This window comes from Paenibacillus sp. FSL H8-0548 (assembly GCF_038630985.1).
GTDB lineage: Bacteria > Bacillota > Bacilli > Paenibacillales > Paenibacillaceae > Pristimantibacillus.
This window is the reverse complement of sequence record NZ_CP152049.1, coordinates 4692730-4712909: the sequence shown is the minus strand read 5'-3', so window position 1 is coordinate 4712909 and position 20180 is coordinate 4692730. Positions and strand designations below refer to the sequence as shown.

18 protein-coding genes are annotated in these 20180 nt (G+C 44.6%); 13 read left to right on the top strand and 5 right to left on the bottom strand.

The window, feature by feature from the left end; all coding sequences use genetic code 11:
• Positions 1-23: 23 nt before the first annotated feature.
• From MHI37_RS20605 to MHI37_RS20595, 3 genes are all read right to left on the bottom strand, one after another.
• A complete protein-coding gene (locus tag MHI37_RS20605) occupies positions 24-2093 on the bottom strand; it encodes a right-handed parallel beta-helix repeat-containing protein (protein ID WP_076338137.1) in 2070 nt (689 codons plus the stop codon).
• Between the two features lie 292 nt (positions 2094-2385).
• The gene (locus MHI37_RS20600; protein WP_076338136.1) at positions 2386-2661 is read right to left on the bottom strand and encodes a hypothetical protein; all 276 of its coding nucleotides are present in this window, start codon (positions 2659-2661) and stop codon (positions 2386-2388) included.
• Positions 2662-2680: 19 nt separating this feature from the next.
• The gene (locus MHI37_RS20595) at positions 2681-2995 is read right to left on the bottom strand and encodes a helix-turn-helix domain-containing protein (protein ID WP_076338135.1); all 315 of its coding nucleotides are present in this window, start codon (positions 2993-2995) and stop codon (positions 2681-2683) included.
• A gap of 251 nt (positions 2996-3246) precedes the next feature.
• Here MHI37_RS20595 and MHI37_RS20590 point away from each other — a divergent pair, with 251 nt between their 5' ends.
• The 6 genes from MHI37_RS20590 to MHI37_RS20565 all read left to right on the top strand — a co-directional run bounded on the left by MHI37_RS20590 (position 3247) and on the right by MHI37_RS20565 (position 11790).
• Positions 3247-4182, top strand: coding sequence for a sugar ABC transporter permease (locus MHI37_RS20590; protein WP_076338162.1), 936 nt, complete (start codon positions 3247-3249; stop codon positions 4180-4182).
• Entirely contained in the window at positions 4182-5081 is a 900-nt protein-coding gene (locus tag MHI37_RS20585) for a carbohydrate ABC transporter permease (protein ID WP_076338134.1), read from the top strand. The genes MHI37_RS20590 and MHI37_RS20585 overlap by 1 nt, the downstream gene beginning before the upstream one ends.
• Positions 5082-5119: 38 nt before the next feature.
• Positions 5120-6649 carry an extracellular solute-binding protein gene (locus tag MHI37_RS20580; RefSeq protein WP_256710604.1) on the top strand — a complete coding sequence of 510 codons (1530 nt, stop codon included), beginning with the start codon at positions 5120-5122 and terminating at the stop codon, positions 6647-6649.
• Between the two features lie 95 nt (positions 6650-6744).
• Entirely contained in the window at positions 6745-9066 is a 2322-nt protein-coding gene (locus MHI37_RS20575; protein ID WP_076338133.1) for an AraC family transcriptional regulator, read from the top strand.
• 11 nt (positions 9067-9077) lie between these two features.
• Complete coding sequence (locus MHI37_RS20570) at positions 9078-10760, top strand: glycoside hydrolase family 2 TIM barrel-domain containing protein (RefSeq protein WP_076338132.1); 1683 nt, start codon at positions 9078-9080, stop codon at positions 10758-10760.
• Between the two features lie 250 nt (positions 10761-11010).
• Complete coding sequence (locus MHI37_RS20565; protein ID WP_076338160.1) at positions 11011-11790, top strand: phytoene/squalene synthase family protein; 780 nt, start codon at positions 11011-11013, stop codon at positions 11788-11790.
• A 101-nt stretch (positions 11791-11891) separates the two neighbouring features.
• Here the strand turns inward: MHI37_RS20565 and MHI37_RS20560 are convergent, their stop codons facing one another.
• Both MHI37_RS20560 and MHI37_RS20555 read right to left on the bottom strand, forming a co-directional pair.
• Positions 11892-12128, bottom strand: a complete 237-nt coding sequence (locus MHI37_RS20560) for a hypothetical protein (RefSeq protein ID WP_076338131.1) — start codon at positions 12126-12128, stop codon at positions 11892-11894.
• A gap of 102 nt (positions 12129-12230) precedes the next feature.
• Entirely contained in the window at positions 12231-13835 is a 1605-nt protein-coding gene (locus MHI37_RS20555; protein ID WP_076338130.1) for a PucR family transcriptional regulator, read from the bottom strand.
• A 300-nt stretch (positions 13836-14135) separates the two neighbouring features.
• Here MHI37_RS20555 and MHI37_RS20550 point away from each other — a divergent pair, with 300 nt between their 5' ends.
• From MHI37_RS20550 to MHI37_RS20520, 7 genes are all read left to right on the top strand, one after another.
• Complete coding sequence (locus MHI37_RS20550) at positions 14136-14939, top strand: ABC transporter ATP-binding protein (protein ID WP_076338129.1); 804 nt, start codon at positions 14136-14138, stop codon at positions 14937-14939.
• Positions 14940-15030: 91 nt separating this feature from the next.
• Positions 15031-15840 (top strand): ABC transporter permease, encoded by an 810-nt coding sequence (locus MHI37_RS20545; RefSeq protein ID WP_076338159.1) that lies wholly within the window; start codon positions 15031-15033, stop codon positions 15838-15840.
• A 249-nt stretch (positions 15841-16089) separates the two neighbouring features.
• Positions 16090-17097, top strand: coding sequence for an ABC transporter substrate-binding protein (locus MHI37_RS20540; protein WP_076338128.1), 1008 nt, complete (start codon positions 16090-16092; stop codon positions 17095-17097).
• A gap of 23 nt (positions 17098-17120) precedes the next feature.
• The gene (locus tag MHI37_RS20535) at positions 17121-17909 is read left to right on the top strand and encodes a cysteine hydrolase (RefSeq protein WP_076338127.1); all 789 of its coding nucleotides are present in this window, start codon (positions 17121-17123) and stop codon (positions 17907-17909) included.
• Positions 17910-17934: 25 nt separating this feature from the next.
• On the top strand, positions 17935-18765 hold the full coding sequence (locus MHI37_RS20530; protein ID WP_076338126.1) for a creatininase family protein: 831 nt from the start codon (positions 17935-17937) through the stop codon (positions 18763-18765).
• Positions 18762-19193: a cupin domain-containing protein gene (locus MHI37_RS20525; protein WP_076338125.1), complete on the top strand. Its 432-nt coding sequence runs from the start codon at positions 18762-18764 to the stop codon at positions 19191-19193. Before MHI37_RS20530 ends, MHI37_RS20525 begins: the two co-directional genes overlap by 4 nt.
• A 186-nt stretch (positions 19194-19379) precedes the next feature.
• Entirely contained in the window at positions 19380-20036 is a 657-nt protein-coding gene (locus MHI37_RS20520) for an SDR family NAD(P)-dependent oxidoreductase (RefSeq protein WP_076338124.1), read from the top strand.
• The last annotated feature ends 144 nt before the right edge of the window (positions 20037-20180 follow it).

Below are 20180 nucleotides of genomic sequence, written 5' to 3'. Positions count from 1 at the left end.
AAGCCCCCTAGTTGTGTATCAATTTATTTTGGCCCTATCCGTGCGAGCTCGATGTCAGACCACCCTAATGAATAAGCGGGTGATTCAGGATGAAGCTGGTAATCCCCTGATTCTGGCTGCATAAACAGCGGGTCGGCATGAAGGGTACGTCCATCGTATTTGCCGCTTGCTAGCATTCGCCATTGCTCCCAGCTGTATTCGCACCTCTCAAGCAGATCGTTTCCGCTTGAAATCAGAGGCAGGCATCCCGCAACCTTGCAAGGCTCCTCGTTTCTCCAGTAGAGATTGCGGTCAGCAGCCGTGAAACGTTCCTCGCTATAATTAACAAAATAATATAGATATCCAGAATTGTAAACGATATTGCAAGCAATATCGATATGTTTATTCTCCTCGTTTGCCATTTCCTGTGAGCCAATCGCAGCAATGGCATCGGGATTAGACACCAGCAGGTTGTTATGAATACGATTGCCGATCCCCTTTGAGAAAATAAGCATCCACAGCTTGCCTTCACCTGTGCTGTATAGATTTCTAATCACATTGTTTGACACTGTGAAATCATCTGCTGCATCATCTAAGTAAATCCCGAAGCCGAAGGAGAAATGAATTCCACTATCATGCAGGAGATTAGCGTGAATCACATTTCCTCTTCCAACACCCCACGCTTCGATTAGTCCGCCATCCTGGCTATCCGTCATCACACCTGAAATGTCGTTGTAGGCAATGTAATTATGACTGCTGTGCAGAAAATCCCAATGGTTATCCCAAGTTACCGGAATGCCATAGAGCTCTGCTGGCATTGCTTTATGTCTTAATCCCTTCATGGAAATCCCATAGCGCGGCATATCGGCGATGTAATTGTGCGAAATATCGTTGTTTCCGCTTTGGTAGAGCAATATTCCGCAGCCGTGACCGACCAGCTCGCCTCCATGTTTGATTCGGTTATTCGTTATGCTGTTGCAGCAGTTTGTATAGGAAGCGGATGGGTCTGTGAAAGGACCTGCTCCTGGAGCGAATCCGTTCAAGCTGATACCGATGTAGCCGAGGTTTTGAATGAGGTTGCTGTCTATGACGATATGCTTCGAATAATGATCAAGATAAATGCCGCAGCTGCCCGATTGCTGAAGCGTACAGTTCTTAATATGAATATGCTCCGCATGATTGATGTAGATGAGGCCTTCGCGGTGCTCCAGCTGCTCAACGTTGTCGTCCATCATTCGATACTCCCGAAAAAAATCGGTACATGCAAAGAATAAGTTCGAGAAGCTTAGATTACATACAGGCTGCTGCGGGTTCAATCCGCTAATATCCAGCAGCCGTTTAACTGTAGGAGCAATGATAAGCTGTTCATTAGGATTCACCGTTTCATCTGCTGGCCAATAATAGACGATACCCGCGGATGAATCCAAATGGAATTGTCCTGGAGACTGGAGAAAGTCCAATGAGCCTTGGATATAAAAACGGGAGCCAGACTCGATCGGCCAAGTGGAAGGGCTCTCGAATTGTAAGTATCGATTCTCTCGATGAATGGACGCCACTGGTTTCGTCTCTGAGAACCAGTTCCATTCACCTTTTCCTGGCCAGACGAATACCTGTGCTCCTGTCAGATTGGAAGCAGACGGAAAGTCTTCTGAGCGAACGGTTATGCCTTGCTGTCTTGAATGCTTCACCTCAAAGTGAGAATCATCTGTCATATAGTAGCCTACAGCAGGCAAGCGAGCCTGTTTAACGCGTACTCCATCCGCATACAGCGTATGAAAGCATATGCCCTTTTTCAACTTCGTTTGCCAAATATTACGGTTATAAGGAGTCCAGCCCGTCAAACGTTTGCCGCCTATAATAGACGCTTCTTCGCCGGGAAGTCCGCTGTAGCGGACTTGAAACCCATCTCGTCCTGAATCTCTATTATCGAAGCGAAGCGAGGTTTCAAGCTCGTATAGACCGCCACGCACATACACAGCTGCGTCTTGATTCATGCCATTCTCGATATGTTTGCGTACTTCCTGCTGCGCTCTTTGAAGTGTACGGAAGGGGGCCTCCATACTGCCGCATTGTTCGTCGTTCCCATTGGTTGCAACATAATAAACGGTATTCATTTTGAAAACCTCCTCTTTCGTTCGATAAGAAATGAACTCTACATTATAGTTATAAAGCTGATCAATAAAAGGGTGCAAGTGCTTTCAAATAAAGTACACTTAATCGTTTTTTTCACAGTAGGCTGCTCACTGGCGGAAGGGATACATCGATAAGGAGGCGGTTTGTCCCCTACAAGCGATAATTAAAGTGGAGTTGTCACAGTAAAAAAGCAGAGTCTTCCAAAGGCTCTGCTTTTTCTGTATGAATTTTATCTGTTCACGATATATATTTGAGAAGGGCGGGGGATATTAATTACTTTTGTTTGATTTCGATATAGACTTCATTGACAATTTCTTTTTGAGTGTAGCTGTCTAGTGAAAGCTCGTTGGCAATGAAAGAGTGAACCTCGCGCTGCTCGATAGCATACATCACTTCAATTTCCTTTGAAAATAAACGAATTTCCTGATCAAGTAGGCTGGCTAACGGAGGCACGGGTCTGCTTTGAACCTGATCAACTTCCATCCCCAGCGCTTGTGCCTCTCCGCAAACACCCGTTTCGATATCACAAATTATATTATTTCTGCTCATTTCTGTGATCCTTGCCTCATTAGATATCTTTGTACTGCTGAGCCCATCTTTGAACCGGCTCAAGCGCTGCTGCTAGAGCTTTTCCCTTTTCCGTTAGCTCATAGATGACGATAACCGGCATTGCTGCCGTAACCTTCTTCTCGATTAAGCCAGAATCGATCAGCTCTGTAAGCTTCAAGGATAAGGCTCTCGGTGTAATGTTTGTGAGACTGCCTTTCATTTCTGAGAAATGAGACGCATCTCCCGGACATAGCGAAAGATAGTGCAGTATTAATCCGTTCCACTTCTTGCCTAATATTGAGAATGAAAATTCTAAATAAGGACAAATGTCCATAAGCAGCACCAACCTTTATATAAATAATATATAAGATGTAAAAAATATATCAAGCGGTTTGGCGATTTTGCTTATATAACAAGATTTTTTTAGTCGATTCAAGAGAATTGCAAGTATTTTTTAATGAGTTCAAGCTGCACGGGATCTATAGTAAGGGTTAGTTGCTGAGCATTGACTAAGCAAGCAGCAGATAGAGGAGTGACTAACCATTGAAAGTGAATGTAGAGAGTAAGTATGCAGTGAAGGAAGCAATGAGCTTGCGGATTCGATTAAAAAACAAACTATTGTCTGAAGGCAAGCTTCTCAGAAGAGATTTGTTTCTATATCTATTAGTATTTCCCGGGCTATTGTATTTCCTTGTATTTAAGTACATACCCATGTGGGGCGTACTCATTGCCTTTCAGAACTATTCGCCTTACTTAGGCTTTTTGCACAGTGAGTGGGTCGGGCTTGAGCATTTCCAACGATTGTTTTCGAATGCTGAATTTTACAGAATATTCAGAAACACGATGGCTATTAATCTGCTGAGCCTTATATTCTTCTTTCCACTACCGATTATTCTCTCTTTAATGATGAATGAATTGAGGCTGCAATGGTTTAAGAAAACGATTCAATCCATCGTGTATTTGCCACATTTTCTATCGTGGGTTGTTATTGTGGGAATGAGCTTTTTGATGCTTTCCCAATCGGAGGGGGTCATTAACCAGCTGCTCGTCGCGTTCGGATTTGAAAAAATCGATTTTCTTACGAATCCTGATTATTTTTGGCTGCTGTTAACTCTTCAATCGATCTGGAAAGAGGTCGGTTGGGGGACGGTGCTCTTCCTTGCTGCAATTGCGAGTGTCGATACGCAGCAGTATGAAGCGGCAAAGCTGGACGGAGCAGGCAGACTGCGCCAGATGTGGCATGTAACGCTGCCGGCTATTCGAAATGTCATTATCATTCTTCTTATTTTGAGAATCGGGCACATCATGGATGTTGGCTTCGAGCAGGTGTACTTAATGATGAATGGAGCCGTATCAGAGGTGGCTGAGGTTTTCGATACGTATGTTTACCGTGTCGGCATATTGCAGGCGCAGTTTAGCTATAGTACGGCTGTTGGTTTGTTCAAGTCGGTGATCGGCGTAGCTTTAGTCGTTTTTGCGAACTGGCTTGCGAAAAAATTTGGAGAGGACGGTGTTTATTGATGCGTGAGAGCTCTGTGTCGACAATAAAAGAAAGTCGATTGGATCGACTATTTGGCGCATTAAACGTTACGGTTTTGCTGTTCGTTGGGGCGATATGTCTATTTCCTTTCTATTATGTATTCGTGATTTCATTTACGACGCCGGAGGAATACCGCCAGGGAGGACTGCTGCTGTTTCCTGAAACGTGGACACTCGTTTCCTATAAGTATCTGCTATCGACTTCAACCTTTCTAAGAGCATCTGGAGTAAGTGCCTTTCTAGCGATTGTTGGAACCTTGTGCAGCTTGCTTATTACGTCATCCCTGTCCTATGGACTCTCTCGCAAACGGATGAGAGGCAGAAAGCAGCTGATGTTTTTAATTTTATTAACAACATTATTTAATCCAGGCATTATTCCAGGCTATTTGGTCGTCAAAGAGCTGGGGATGATTGATAGTTTGTGGTCGCTTATTATTCCGGTCATGACGAGCGGTTGGTATGTTCTTCTGATGAAAGGGTTCTTCGATTCCATTCCTGTTGGGTTGGAGGAGGCGGCTCGAATCGATGGCTGTAATGATATGAGCGTATGGTTTCGCATTATTTTACCTCTTTCATTGCCATCGCTTGCAGCATTTGGCCTGTTCTATGCCGTCTCCTATTGGAACACGTTTTTTAACGCGGTGCTGTTTATTAATGATACAGCGAAGTGGCCGCTCCAAATTTTGCTGCAAAATATGCTGATTGATTCTTCTACGTCCATGGGCGGGGCAGCAGCAAGCGATACAAGTATGGGAAGCATTCCGTCAGAAACCAAAAAAATGGCGGCTGTCATCATTTCCACCATACCTATTCTTCTGGTATATCCATTCCTGCAAAAACATTTTGCAAAAGGGGCTATGGTTGGCTCTGTAAAGGAATGAGAGATATAATAAAAAGAATCATCAGGGAGGCAAAAAGCATGACTAGAAAGAAAGCTAGGTTGGGTTGGTTTACAGCTATTTTGGCAATAACGGTTCTGATTGTAGGCTGCGGAGGCAATAACGATGCAGTGAACAAAGGTGCCGCAGGTGCAGAATCGGAACAAGGTCCAACGGACATCAGTGTGTTGACGATTTATTATCAGAAGGAGCCGCCAGCACCAGACAACCGGATATTGAAGGAAGTAGAGAAACGGACCAATACGAAGCTGGATGTTACTTGGGTAACACCTAACAACTTTAATGAGAAAGTCAACGTGACACTTGCTTCTGGGCAGCTTCCAGATTTGATGCTTGTAACGGATACAGGAAATGCTGCATTCCAAAACATGGCTAAGCAAGGCGCGTTTTGGGACCTTGGTGAGATGATTAAGGACTATCCTAATTTAATGAAATTTCCTGATATTACTTTTACAAATAACTTAGTTGAGGGTAAACTTTACGGGGTGCCGCGCGTAAGACCAACAGAGGGGAACGCCCAGCCGCTTATTCGTACGGATTGGCTCGAGAAGCTGAACCTTGCTGTGCCGACAACGATGGACGAGCTGTATGCGGTTATGAAAGCATTCAAAGAAAATGCGCCTGATGGACAAAAGGGTACCGTGGGCTTGTCAGGTTACGTGAATCAATCGGATATGGGCCAATTCACCTTTGTTCAAGAAGCATTCACTGGGACAGGCGGTAAATATAAAGTTGTTGACGGGAAGCTTGTGGATACTACATTTGATCCGTCGATGAGGAAATCACTGGAATGGCTGAACAATGCTTACGAAGAGGGCTTGATTCCTCAGGATTTTGCACTTCTTAAGCATGATCAAGCGAAGGATATGGTGTATGCGGGCAAGGCAGGTATTTTTCCAGATAAGCCGAACCAAATTCCAACGATGGTAAAAGAGCTTCAAGCTGCGGGCAAGGCGGATGCTGATCTGGAATGGACGCCTTATTTGGAAAGTGAAAACGGGAAATACGCATCTAAGGGGACAGGTCACTTCGGAATGTTCGTCATCATGAAGAGCGTGAAAGAGGAGAAGGTAAGAAAGCTGCTCGAATTTCTAGATTATGGCGCGTCAGATGAAGGGCATGAGCTTGCTGCCTATGGTATTGAGGGTGAGGATTTTACAAAGGACGGCGACAATTATGTACTAACGGAGTCGGCTTCTAATGATCTAAGCTTTCAATTTATGCAAAATATATTTATGAAGTATGACAAATACGGGAATTTGGGCACAGGCATCGCTGCTGAAAAGCTTAAGCATGAAAGAGGGCTAATTGATCAAGCAGCGGAAGTGAGTGTATCCAATCCTGCTTCTGGACTTATTACGGAGACGGGCTCCAAGCTTGGCAGCGATTATGATAAAAGAATTCAGGATTTGAAGACAAAAATCATTATGAGCAAGGCTGCACTTGAGGACTGGGACAAGCTGGTTGCAGAGCTTCAGACAGATCCAAACTACCAAAAAATAATTACTGAAATCAATGAGGCATATCAAGCGAGAAACAGCGCGCAATAATCAAGGACACCCTCATCAACTCTTAGGAGAAGGTGAGGGTATATTGGCTTCTGGATTGTTTCTCCACTAATTCGCAACTGTTCGGGGGTATTTGGTTGAGACAGAAATGGTCTATTTGGCCTAAAACAGGAATGCTGCGAGGAGAATACTTCCGAAGGAGCCTGGTGCTCGTACTTATCATTACAAGTATTCCATCCTTTATTATAGCAGTTAGCAATTATATGATTGGCGTTAATCAAATTGAGAAGCAGGTGTTCAAGACGCATGCGCTTCGCATCGAGCAATTCTCTGATATGATGAACAGCCAGTTCGATCAAATCTCCTTGCTGATGAGCAGATGGTCTAATAATCCAATGTTCGGCACTTATTTGGAAAACTATGATTTTCTAAGCCATGTCAGCGAGATACAGGAGCTTATGCAAACGATGACCGTTGTTGGCGGGTCTAGCTTATTAGTGAGTGACGCTTATTTATTTTTAAGCGAACAGCAGGCGCTTTTATCAGCTGACGGCATTGAATACTTGAATGAATCCAGTATGAAGGCATATCAAGCCAGCTTGGACAGCAAATCAGGTTTATTTCTGTATTATAAGCTGCCGATCAATAACAAGGGAAACCGTTCACCGGTATCGATTGTATTTAAGCTGCCTTGGCATTCTCAAAATCCGTTCGGCGCTTTTGTACTTACGATCAGTCCGGCTGAAATGAATAGAAATATCGCTTATTTGCAGGCTGGGGAGAAGGGGACCTCTTTCCTGCTTCAAAGCTCAGGAGAATTTGTGCTGGAGCCGGCGGCTATTGAAGCGGAGTTGTCGGCTGCATTAAGACAGTATCTGCTTGCCAATAGCCAAACAGAAAAAACCTTTCCGTTTCAGTGGAAGGGTGATGCGTATATCGTATCGCTCGGCAATGTGTCGCTTGCAGGCTGGACCTATGTAACAGCAACGCCGCTATCCGAGCTGACTAGGCCGGTGGCCGTATCCTCTCGGTGGATTTTAGCATGCAGTCTGGGAGGCTTATTGATCGCTTTATTACTGTCATGGTACGCATCACTACGCCTATATAAACCAATTGGCCGTTTACTCGCGCTGCTTGGAGCAGATCGAAGCAATACTCAAGCTGCTGTCAAGCATGAGATGGCGTTCATAGAGCAGAAGTGGATGACGGTCACAAATGAAACGAGAACCTTAAAGGAGAGGCTGCAGCAAGCTGTTCCATCCTTGCGTGAGGGCTTTCTGCTCCAGCTTGTTCAAGGACATTTGTATGCTAGCAATGAAGCGAGTCTGCGCCTAAGAATGGAAAGCCTGGGCTGGCAAACGGACAATAGGCAGTTCTCGCTGTTGATCATTCAGCTGTCTGGTCTTGCTGAGAATAGATCGAATTTCAAAGAGGATGATCGTCAGTTGATTTCCTTTGCAGCCGGAAATATCTCAGAGGAGCTGGCAGTAAACCACAATATCGAAGCGCATTTAATTAACTTTCAAGATATGTCTGTTGGTTTATTGTGTACGGCAAGCATAGATAGCAGCGCCAAGGACAGGCGAGAATTACTTTATGATTTGTCGCAGGAGCTCATATCCACTTTATCCAGCGTGCTCCGGCTGCATGTGACTGTTATTATTTGCAGGTGGACAGAGAAAATTGGCCATATTCCAGAATTATTGGAGCAAACGCGTCATGCAATAAGCTATCGTGAGCTTCAGGAAACTCATCAAATCATTGATATGGAAGACAAAAATCCGATGCAAACGGATAGTATCCAATATCCATTTGTTCAGGAGAAGGAACTGCTGCATGTGATGCGGCTCGGTCTAACAGAGGAAACGGAGCTTCGTTTCACGGAATACATGGTCGAGCTTGAACGGATCAGCATGCGAGAGATGGCTGTTCGTCAAGCGCTGCTTCAACTGCTTGGCAGTGTACGTCATATGCTGATTGAGCTTGGTTTTGTGCAGCATCCTTTATTTAAGGAAGGCAATGTTTACGGTGATTTGTTAGGGCTTCCCGATGTTTCGGCCATGCGCTCTTGGTTTAGAGACAAAATTATTGGACCTTATCTTGATGAGTTCAATAAAGCTCAGAACATCGGTGCACGGCGAATTGTAGAGGAAGCTTCCCTGCTGCTGAACAAGGAATATATGCGAGATATCGCGTTGGAGGAATGTGCAGAGCGATGCCGAACAAGTCCTTATATGCTGAGCAGATCGTTCAAACAGGTGACCGGAATTAATTATGTGGATTATATTATGAGGCTAAGGATCGACAAGGCAAAGGAGCTTATTTCCTCCACACCCATGAAGATTAGTGAAATCGCAGAGGCGGTTGGCTACCAGCATTCGTATTTTAATAAAATTTTTAAAGGTGAGACAGGAATGACACCAACAGAATACAGAAAAAAATTCAGTAACTATGAATAGGAGGAAAGCAAATGACTCGATTGTTTCAGACGAATGAGCTTCGGAAGGTGCAGCTGCTGGATGGCAGTTGGGATTTTACAGCTATAGAAGGAAATGAGCCTAATCTTGAGCAGCTTACTTATTCCTATAAGCTGACAGTTCCAGGCTGCTGGGAAATGCATCCTGATTTTCTGACGTATAGAGGGAGCGGGGCTTATAGGAAGCGAGTAACGGTAAAGGAAAAAACAGCGCTTCGTTTTGTATTCAAAGGCGTGAGTCATACGGCCAAAGTCTATTTTGACGGAAAGCTCGTTGCTGAGCATTATAATGCGTATACGGCCTTTCATGCTATCGTGAATGAGGCTGAGCCTGGGGAGCATGAGCTTGTTGTGCTTGTAGACAATAGCTTTGGCGAATTCTCGGCACTGCATATTCCAAATGATTATTATACATACGGAGGAATTAATCGGTCTGTCTACATGGAGGAAGTCAAAGCTCTCTTCGTGGAACGAATTGCGTTTACGCCTGTTTGGGAGAATGGCGGATGGAAAGCTTCGGTTAATGCTTATATTCATCAATTGAGTCAAGATGTGCTGAGCTATCGTTTGATCTTTGAGCTGGATGGAAACGTTTTGGAATTAGGTGCAGGCAAAGCTGCGGGGAGTGGGGTATCTGTGCTGAGCGGCGTAATTGATTTTGCTGAGGCTCAGGCATGGTCGCCGGAGAATCCTGTTCTGTACCAGCTAAAAGCACGTCTGCTCGTAGACAATGTGGAGGTCGATGATTTAATCGAACGAGTGGGCTTTCGCGTTTTAACGACTAATGATGGAAAAATACAGCTGAACGGTCAGGACATTGTATTTAAAGGTGTAAACCGTCATGAGGATCATCCGATGGTAGGCTCCGCGATTCCGCTGCAATTAATGGCGCTGGATATAGACTTAATAAGTGATATGGGCTGTAACGCTGTTCGGACAAGCCATTATCCAAATGATGAGCTCTTCCTTGACCTATGTGATGAGAGAGGTATTCTTGTATGGGAGGAGAACCATGCGCGAGGACTTAGCCTGGATCAAATGCGCAATCCGAATTTCCGCTGGCAGTGCGAGCAGGTGAATCGTGAAATGGTTGAGCAGCATTTTAATCATCCCTCCATTGTGATATGGGCGATTTTGAACGAATGCGCTAGCGATACAACAGAGGGCAGAGAGATGTACAAGGAACAGCTTGAGCAAATCAGAGCACTTGATGCGAGTCGACCGTTGACGTTTGCTTCACACCACAGAGAGAGGGAGCTTTGCTTCGATCTAGCGGATATTGTCTCGTTTAATTTGTATCCAGGCTGGTATGGTGATGAGGATCCAGGGCAGCTCAGTGATTTGGCAAGAGGGTGGGCAGATACAAGCGGAGGTCTAGGAAAACCGATGATTATGAGCGAGTTTGGCGGTGACGGTTATTATGGACATCGGGATGCGAGCAGAGTGCGGGGAACAGAGGAGCGGCAAGCTGATATTATTGAAGCCAATCTGTCGGCTTATACGTCAAGGCCATTCATCTCTGGCATGTTTATATGGCAATATTGTGATTGCAGAGTGACGGAAGGAACGGATTGGCTTATTACGAGAGCAGGTACGCAGAACAGTAAAGGGATCGTTGATCGGTATCGGAGACCAAAGCTGGCGTATGCAACAGTACAGCGTTATTTTAAAGACTAGTCTCGCAGTAAAAGTCGTGTCCATCCGGATGCGGCTTTTATTTTGTGACTAGTTATATAAAAGCCGTTTTTGGGAAAAACTGCTCCTAAATTAGAGCGGAGATTACATTTCATAGAAAATAATGGGTTGAAAATACGTTAAATCGCAGTAACGGTGCAGATCAAATGTATGTATGGTATTATATGAATAACGAAAAACAAGCCTGAAGTAAAGCTGCCAAAATGAAGGAGTTTTTATTTTGAATGATGCGATGATCATGTTGAAGAAAACGAGCCGTACCTTTTATATTCCTATTAGTCGCTTGAAAGATGGATTAAAAGATGCGGTAGCGGCTGCCTATTTGTGTATGCGAGCAATTGATGAAATTGAAGATCATGAAACGTTATCCGATGATTTGAAAGCGAAGCTATTGCTTGGTATTCATGATGCGTTTGAATCTTCAAATGTCGTCGATAATTCTCGGAAGCTGCTTGCACCTTATCAGGATGTACTGCCGGAAGTTACGATGAAGATTGATGAATGGGCTCTTCTTTGTCCGCCTACTGCTGCTGGAGTCGTATATCGCAATACGGCTAAGATGTCTAAGCAAATGGCAGAGTGGGTTCATGAAAGCTGGAATATTCGCACGGAAGATGATTTGGATCGATATACTTATAGTGTTGCAGGCATGGTCGGAGAAATGCTCTCTGAGCTATGGCTCTGGTTTGATGGAACAAAAACCGATTCATCGAAAGCGATTGCTTTCGGCAGAGGGCTGCAGGCAGTCAATATTTTGCGTAATCAGAAAGAGGATATGGAACGAGGCGTGAACTTTTTCCCAGACGGCTGGGGCCCGAAGGAAATGATTAAATATACGCGCCGCAATCTAAAGATCGCTGATGAGTATCTTATGGAACTAAAGGGCGGTCCAGCATTAGAATTTTGCAAAATACCATTGACGCTGGCGCATGCTACCGTTAATTTAATCGCTGCAGGCGGCAATAAGCTTACAAGAGATGCGGTTATGAAGCTTGTGGGCAGCATTAATTAAATAGCAGTTGAACAACAAATAAAACGCAAAGCCTATGATTCTCTTGGCTTTGCGTTTTATTTGTTTGCGGGCATGAGCGGTTGATATTTTCACCTGAGCCGTTAGGCTTGTACCACATTTGATCCGCTCATGGAAGACGGGAGCAGCGAGTAGACATTTTGAAGAATCAGCAGCTTTGGGCTTAGCTTAAACTTTGAACCTGCAAACGTGCAGCGATCATAGTTGAAGCTTAGCGATTGGATATGAATAGTACAGTTCGTGAAGGAGCATCCGATATAGTGCGACCCGTCAAAATAAACTTCTTCATCTTTATATTGTTTGTTCAATATATATTCCATTGTATAGTTCCTCCTTCTATTAAAAGCAAATCTATTAAATCATATGCCTCAAACTTATTTTTAATGTCTATAACCTCTTCTCTAGCATTTGAAACATTTCTGCTACATGCTCTGCTGTATTGCTGTCATATGCCGGAAGGCGAGTGCAAGCTTTAATTGCAGAAGATGATCGGTGTTTTTGAAATCCAATCGAAGCAGCTCGCTAATCTTCTCCATGCGATACAGCACCGTATTGCGATGAATGAACAAATCCTTTGCAGTTTCATTAATATGGCCATGATGAGCGAAATAAGCTTCTAGCGTTCTTAGCATCTCAGCAGCATATTCCTCCTCCTTCTGTAGAAGAGGGCGCAGGATGTGGTCCCCGAACCTTGTTCTAATTTCTGATGGAATATGACGAAGCAAATAGACGAATTCCAAGTCGGGAAAAAAGATAGTCGGCAATCCAAAATCGAGCTGCTCACTGATTCGCTGCGCCTCCAAGCATTCGCGATAGCCCTCCAGCAGCTCATCTGCTCCATGCTTGATTTTACTAATGAAGCAGCTGGCTTTGCCTGTGACTGTAACGACGGAAGCAGTTATATCGCCATAGGCTTGTGCAGCTTGCCGAGCGAGTATGCGGTTTTTGGCTATTTCTTCTGATAAAGGGAACAGGGAGAGCAGAGTGTCTGCAACAAAAAAATGATGTGATTTTATATCAGTAGTATTCGGATGCTCACTCAGGCGGCTGTGTAGGTCGCGAAGCGTTTTGAAGCGCCGATCGAGATCTCCGCTATGAATCGTTAAATCAGATACAATACAAATATAGGCTCCGTCGAAAATAGGACTGCCTATGCCGCTCGCGACCTCGCGGAGCGGTTGCTGCAATGCTTTTCCCTCTAATATGAACTCTATTGTCTTGCCAAGCCGATTTTCTGCTGCCGCATATTCCTGATCTTCTATTTGCTCAAGATGATAGGAGAGAATGACTGCAGCCTGATGGAAGATGCCTTCCTTCTCAGTAGCCTCAGCCAAATTAGCGGAGCTGACGATAAGATATCCGTAGGATCTTCCATTTTTCAGCAGCGGAATGCACGATAGAATAGATCCGCCCACATTCAGCAGCACTTCCTCATCCTCCCAGGGCCATCCCTTAAGCAGCTGCTCCTCTGTACAAACCGTCGTGTTGTGAAGCAAATGCCCAGATCTGCCGACGACAGCAAGCGAATGATCTAAAATCGATGCGATGGTTTGAAAATAAGGTGTGTATTCATCGGCGCGCATAGCAAAATCAACGAGTTTTTTTTGTGTTTCGAGTAAATCATTCAATCGCTGAGTGCCTCGTCTAAATTCATTTTGAAACAATGCAGTAATTTGCTCAGAGAAGGTGAAAGCAAAGGGCAGCTCGATGAGCGGCAGATGTAGTCGGTCTGCCTCTTGAAGCACAACGTCAGGAATTTCTCTCCAGTAGCGTCCAAGCTTAATGCCAAGCCCTGCTGATTTTTTTTGATTCAGCTTTTGCAGCAATTGAATGAATTCTTCCTCTGAATCTTTAATCGCATAGGCGGTCGTCAGAAGGAGCTCGCCTTCCTTCATCCAGTTAATAATATCCGGAGCATCCATTAAATTGATCGCTGTGATCATCCGTGATATACCCAGTTTGCCGGCTACCAGCTTGCCCTCCGATAATGGATATATACTCAGTGCTTCTTTTACGGACAATTCCATCCTCAACAGCTCCTATTTCTTGATGAATTTAAGCAATCCTTTGTATTTAGCTCTAATGGCTAAACGGAACAAATTAGATGAACTATGGATGAATCTTAATGAAATTGCATTATCATGTTATATAATATAACACACAATCCGATATTTTTGTATTTAAAACCAAAACAAACCCATTTACATTGGTTTCACAACTGATTTTGTGTTAGGTTTATTTACATTGTTCAAATATGCGTTTATGATAGGAAACAACTTCACATCACGCTACCGTGATTGAATTCAAGAAGAAGGGAAGCGATCGAAATGCTATTAACCCAAAACGGCGCCACACCATTGTCTACAGAGCGGAATACAGGGTCAATGCTATCGTTAAAGGATGTTGGCAAAATATATCCTAACGGTACGGTTGCTGTACAGCATGCGGATTTGCAGGTGCAGGAAGGCGAGTTTTTATGCTTTGTTGGACCATCTGGCTGCGGTAAATCGACGATCTTTAACATGATTGCTGGGCTTACATCACCTACCTCAGGAGAAATGTCCGTACTCGGCACATCGCCGAAGGACGCCCGGAAGCAAAATGATATTGCCTTTGTATTCCAAGAACATACGCTGCTTCCATGGTCGAAGCTGATTGATAATGTAACACTTCCCTTGACGCTTCGAGGGGTGCCGAAGAAAGAACGAATAGCAGAAGGTGAGCGTGTGCTGGAGCTAGTGGGATTAAAGGATTATATGAAGGTGCTGCCTAGAGAGCTATCAGGTGGAATGAAAATGAGGGTATCCATTGCAAGAGCGCTCATTTCAAGACCAAAGCTGCTGCTAATGGACGAGCCATTTGGAGCACTGGATGAAATTACACGTCAAACCTTGCAGGATGAGCTGTTAAATATATGGCAGCAGGATCAGAGGATGTCGGTGTTGTTTATTACGCACAACGTTTTCGAAGCCGTATTTCTCTCCACTCGTGTTGTAGTCATGACCTCTCGGCCTGGGAAAATATCAAATATTATGGATATTCCAGCTGGGTTTCCGAGAGAGGAAGAATTTAGAACTCAGCCTGAATTCGGAGAGTATGTAAGAACAATTTCCAGCATTCTTAAACATTAATATCAGAAAGGGAGAGGGGATGGATGAAATGATGAACAAAGTAGCAGTCAACGGCACTTCAGGCACATCAGTATCGGCGAATGCAGCTTTAATGAAGAAGGAAGGTGTTAATGTATCAGAGCAAGCAAGTAGGCTTTTGAACAAAATTATGCCGCCGCTTGTCGTATTCATTCTTTTTGTTGGAGGCTGGGAGCTAATCGTCAGGCTGATCGGTACACCGGCCTATATTTTGCCTAAACCATCGGATATCGCCCAATCGGCAGTGAACAATTGGTCTAATCTTGTATCCTCAGTATCGACGACCATTGTAGAGGCTCTGATCGGTTTTGCACTCAGCGTAGTGCTCGGCATCGGAACAGCCATTATTCTGGCATTGTCTAAAACGGTCGAGAAAAGTGTGTACCCATACGCCATCATTCTACAGACGATTCCAGTTGTTGCCGTCGCACCGATCATCGTCATCTGGTTCGGAGCTGGAATCAATGCCATCGTTATTATATCGTTCTTGATCAGCTTTTTCCCTATTCTTTCAAATACTTTAATAGGTCTCAATTCGACAGATCAAAATACGAAAAACCTCTTTTATCTTTACAATGCAGGAAAGCTGCAAACGATTTGGAAGCTGCGCTTTCCAGCAGCCCTTCCTTATATTATGGCTGGCTTGAAAATTTCCTGCTCCAGCGCTGTTGTAGGAGCCATCGTAGGGGAATATATAGCTGGAATCGGAGGCGGGAAAGGCGGGTTAGGCTACGGCATTACCGTTGCGGCGAATCGTCTGCAGACCCCTTATCTATTCGCTTGTGGACTTGCGGCATCACTGCTTGGCATTGTGTTTTTCTTGATCATAAATTATTTTTCTAACAAGCTGCTGCAATCGTGGCATGAATCGGCCATGAAATAAGCTAACGATCTATACAAGTTGAACTAAACATTTACGTTGTGGTCGCTGCGCGAGAAGATCATTCTTACGATCGCTGTTGCAGCCAGATTCTTTGATTTCCTAAGACATTTAAGGGTAAGAATCCGGCTGCAAAGGCGAACACTTCGTTTCTCCAGAACGATTTTCTCGCTTCGCTTACACTTCATTTTTAAGTTCAACTTATTAAATCAATTAATTACAAAAAAACGATGAATTATGGGGGAGATTTTAATGATGAAGAATACGAAAACTTGGTTTGCCGCAGGTTTGGTTGCCATGACGATGACTGTTGCAGCTTGTGGGAATAACGCTAGTGAGCCAGCTTCTGGTAGCGACGCGGCTGATGCTGGAAATACGAGCGTCAAGCTTTTAGAAGGCTGGTTCTCCAAAGGTGAGGATGGCGGTTATTTTGCAGCACTTCAACAAGACTACTACAAGGAAAGCGGCATTGACATGACGATTCAGCCGGGCGGACCGGAAGTTTCGGCGATGCAATTGGTCGCTTCAGGCAAAGCAGACTTTGGTATATCCTATGCGGATGAAATTTTGAAGGCGAGAGAGCAAGGGATTCCGGTAGTGGGCATTTTGGCTGGCTTTCAGTATACGCCGCAAGTGCTGATCTATCATAAGGGTGAGGAAATTAACGGATTCGAGGATTTGGATGATAAAACAGTTTACATGGGCACAGCAGTTCCATATTGGGAATATATTAAAAACAAATACGAGCTGTCGACTGTGCAAGAAATGAAATACACAGGTCAATTGGTTAACTTCATTAATGATAAGAATGCATTGAATCAAGGATATATAACGAATGAGCCGTATGTCCTTGCACAGCAAGGCGTGGATGTTGATGTTCTTAAAATTGCGGATTCGGGTTATGCCAACTATGCTGACGTTCTATTCACGACGGAGGACTATATTAAGAAGCATCCTGAAGTCGTCAAGGCAGTTGTACAAGCAAGCCAAAAGGGCTGGAGCTATTACTTGGATAACTATAAAACGGTTAATCCGCTTATTCAAACGTACAATCCAGATGTGACACTAGAAGCATTGGATTATGAGGCTGAGCATCAGAAGGAATTTATTTCGACAGATGAAACGACAACGAACGGAATTGGTTTTATGACTAACGAGCGGTGGACGGAATTGCTCGAGCAAATGCTGGATGCCAAAGGTTTGTCGAAGGAGCAGGATGTGTCCAAAGCATTTACAACCGAATTTTTGGCTAAACCCTAATTTCATAGAGAAGAGGAGAGCCTATGAATCGTATTGGAAACAAGAAGAACCATTGGAGAGTATCTGAGACCAGAGCTGATCTGCGGCGTTTACAGCAGCCTGTTCATTCCATCGCAATGCAGGCTAAGCCGCAGGAAGTCATGATTGATCTTGAACGAACAGCGATTATTGTTATCGATATGCAAAATGATTTTTGCTCGCCAGGCGGCTGGCTCGACTCTATTGGAGTCGAGACCTCCGGGCTGCTAAAGCCGGTAACACGCTTGAATAAGCTGCTGCCTGAGCTGCGCAAAGCGGAAGTGCCGGTGCTATGGCTGAACTGGGGAAATCGTGAGGACCAGATGAATTTGCCGCCCTCCGTGCTCCATGTATACAACATCGACGGCAAGAGTAACGGCATTGGAATGCCGCTTCCGGGCAATGGCTCCAAGGTGCTTGAGAAAGGAAGCTGGGGTTCAGCGTTGATCAATGGGCTAGAGGCTGCGGCAGGCGATATTCATATCGATAAATACCGCATGAGCGGATTTTGGGACACGCCGCTGGATAGTATTTTACGCAACTTGAACATTCAAACGCTGCTTTTTGCCGGGGTGAATCTGGATCAATGTGTGATGCACACGCTGCAGGACGCCATCAGTCATGGCTACGATGGCATTCTGCTCCAGGATTGCTGTGCCACAAGCTCCCCGAAGTATTGTGTGGAAGCAACGATATACAATATTCAGCAATGCTATGGCTTCGTTGCAGATTCGGAGCAGCTTACTGAGCAGCTATTAACGAAGACAACCGAACGTAGCACAGCTAACGTATAAAATGAGAACAAAAGGTGGGAGTCTAATGTTTCAACGGTATGAAGGAACAGCATGGGAAAAGAGATTTTTACCGAGATTGACGAGCAAGCAGATCCATGAGCTGCCAAAGGAGCACGCACTAGTCATTTTACCGATTGGAGCTGTTGAACAGCATGGCCCGCATCTCCCTGTGTTTACGGATACGCTGATCGGTGAAGCGACACTTACACAGACGCTTGAACAAGTGAAGTCTGACAAAGAAATATGGGTACTGCCGCCAATTCCATACGGAAAAAGCAATGAGCATATCGGCCTTCCAGGTACGATGTCTCTCTCGGCCAATACACTTCACGGCATCATTATGGATTTGGCCAAAAGCGTGCAAGCAAGCGGCTTCCGCCGATTGCTGCTGTTCAACACCCATGGAGGGAATGTGGATCTGCTCAATACTGTAGCCCGCGAAATACGAATCGATACAGGTCTTATGGTTTTCTACTTAATGCCAGGCAGCTTAAATGATGTTACTGATATTATTTCTCCTGCAGAGATGGAATACGGCATTCATGGAGGAGATTATGAAACATCCATTGTTTTATCCGTAAAACCGGATTGGGTACAGATGGAGCTTGCACCAGATGAAGTGCCGGATATGTCACGTTATCAATTTCTAACGCTTGAAGGGAAAATTCGCTTCGCTTGGAAAATGGCTGATATTTCAGCAAGCGGAGTAGCGGGTAATGCTAGCGTGGCTAACGTGGGCAAAGGCGAGATTATTCAGAGCAGAGTGGCAAATGTGCTAAGCGAGGCGCTGGAAGAGCTGTGTGACTTTGAAATTACAGATGTGAGAAAAAAAGGCAGAGAGGCTGATGTAGGATGATTCCAGGCTTGGTAGCAGGAAATTTCGAGGATTGTCCCGTATATAAAATTGCTGAGAAAGACACGAATAAATTTGTTCTGCTCTGTGATCGGGAGCAGGTTCCGTTCACGTCGTTTGTAGAAATATTTGAACCCGGCGGTCGCACGCCTTCGAATGAGCATCGTGAGGCTTATGAATACTTTTATGTGCTGAGGGGTGAGGGGGTTGCGAAGGTAGGAGATTTCACGACTGAAATCAAGCAAGGCTCGTTTATTATCGTTCCTCCAGGCAATCATCACGATATTATTAATACTGGAGCCGAGCGGCTCTACTGCCTGACGACGATGATTCCGGATGAGAATTTCTCGGACTTGATTAAATCAGGACCAAGAGCGAGCTTGGATGAGGAAGACCTGAAAGTGCTGAAAGCTCTCCTGCCTTTGCGGTAATCGATTGATGCGTAGGTAACAAAGCGTTGTCCTGTTGGTTATCCAGCCGCAGAGACGACGCTTTTTTTTCGTTACTTATAGAATAAATTGATTAGTGAAAATATCTGGCCCGTGCTAGAATTTGTAGTTACTTAGATGCGTGTTTACTTGCGAATTACCATTACTTGAGTATAAGGAGAGAATGAAATGAGCACACCATTATTAGTTATTATAGGTGCAGGGCCGGGGGTAAGCGCGGGTGTTGCAAGGCGGTTTGGGAAGGAAGGCTTTCGCATCGTATTGGCAGCAAGACGAGCTGAAGCCCTGGAGATATACACGAAGGAGCTTACGGAACTTGGTATTGAGGCTTATCCTATAACAGCCGATGCCGCAGACCCAGCTTCATTAATTGCAGCTTTTGAAACGATTAAGCAGAAGTATGGAGCGCCCGATGTTCTCGTTTATAATGCAGCGGTCATTTCAATGGTTAAGCCAACGGATTTGACGGAGTCGCAGCTGCTGGATGAGTTTAAAGTTAATGTTGTCGGCGCGTTAACGAGTGCGAAGCAAGTTATACCGGATATGCTTACACGTAAGCAGGGTACGCTGTTATTTACGGGTGGTGGACTGGCACTTGCTCCTTCAGCAGCCGTATCGTCCTTATCCATCGGAAAAGCAGGCATTCGCTCGCTTGCATTTACATTAGCGGAGGAGCTTAGGCCGCATGGTATTTATGTCGGTACGGTCACGATCGCTGGCTATGTAGCGAAAGACAGCTATTATGATCCAGATGCGATTGCAGAGCAATACTGGTTACTGCATACGAACGGAAATGAGACAGAGTTTTTATATTCGCAAGTCTAATTTGTCATCGTAAGAAGCATTCTTGAGCTCATAAAGCTCGGAATGCTTCTTTTTTTTTTACAAAGTTATAGTTGCTTTAGTACTAAAGTTATTGTAATATCATAAAATAGGTTGGTAACCTAACTAAAATAAATGATAGTTCAG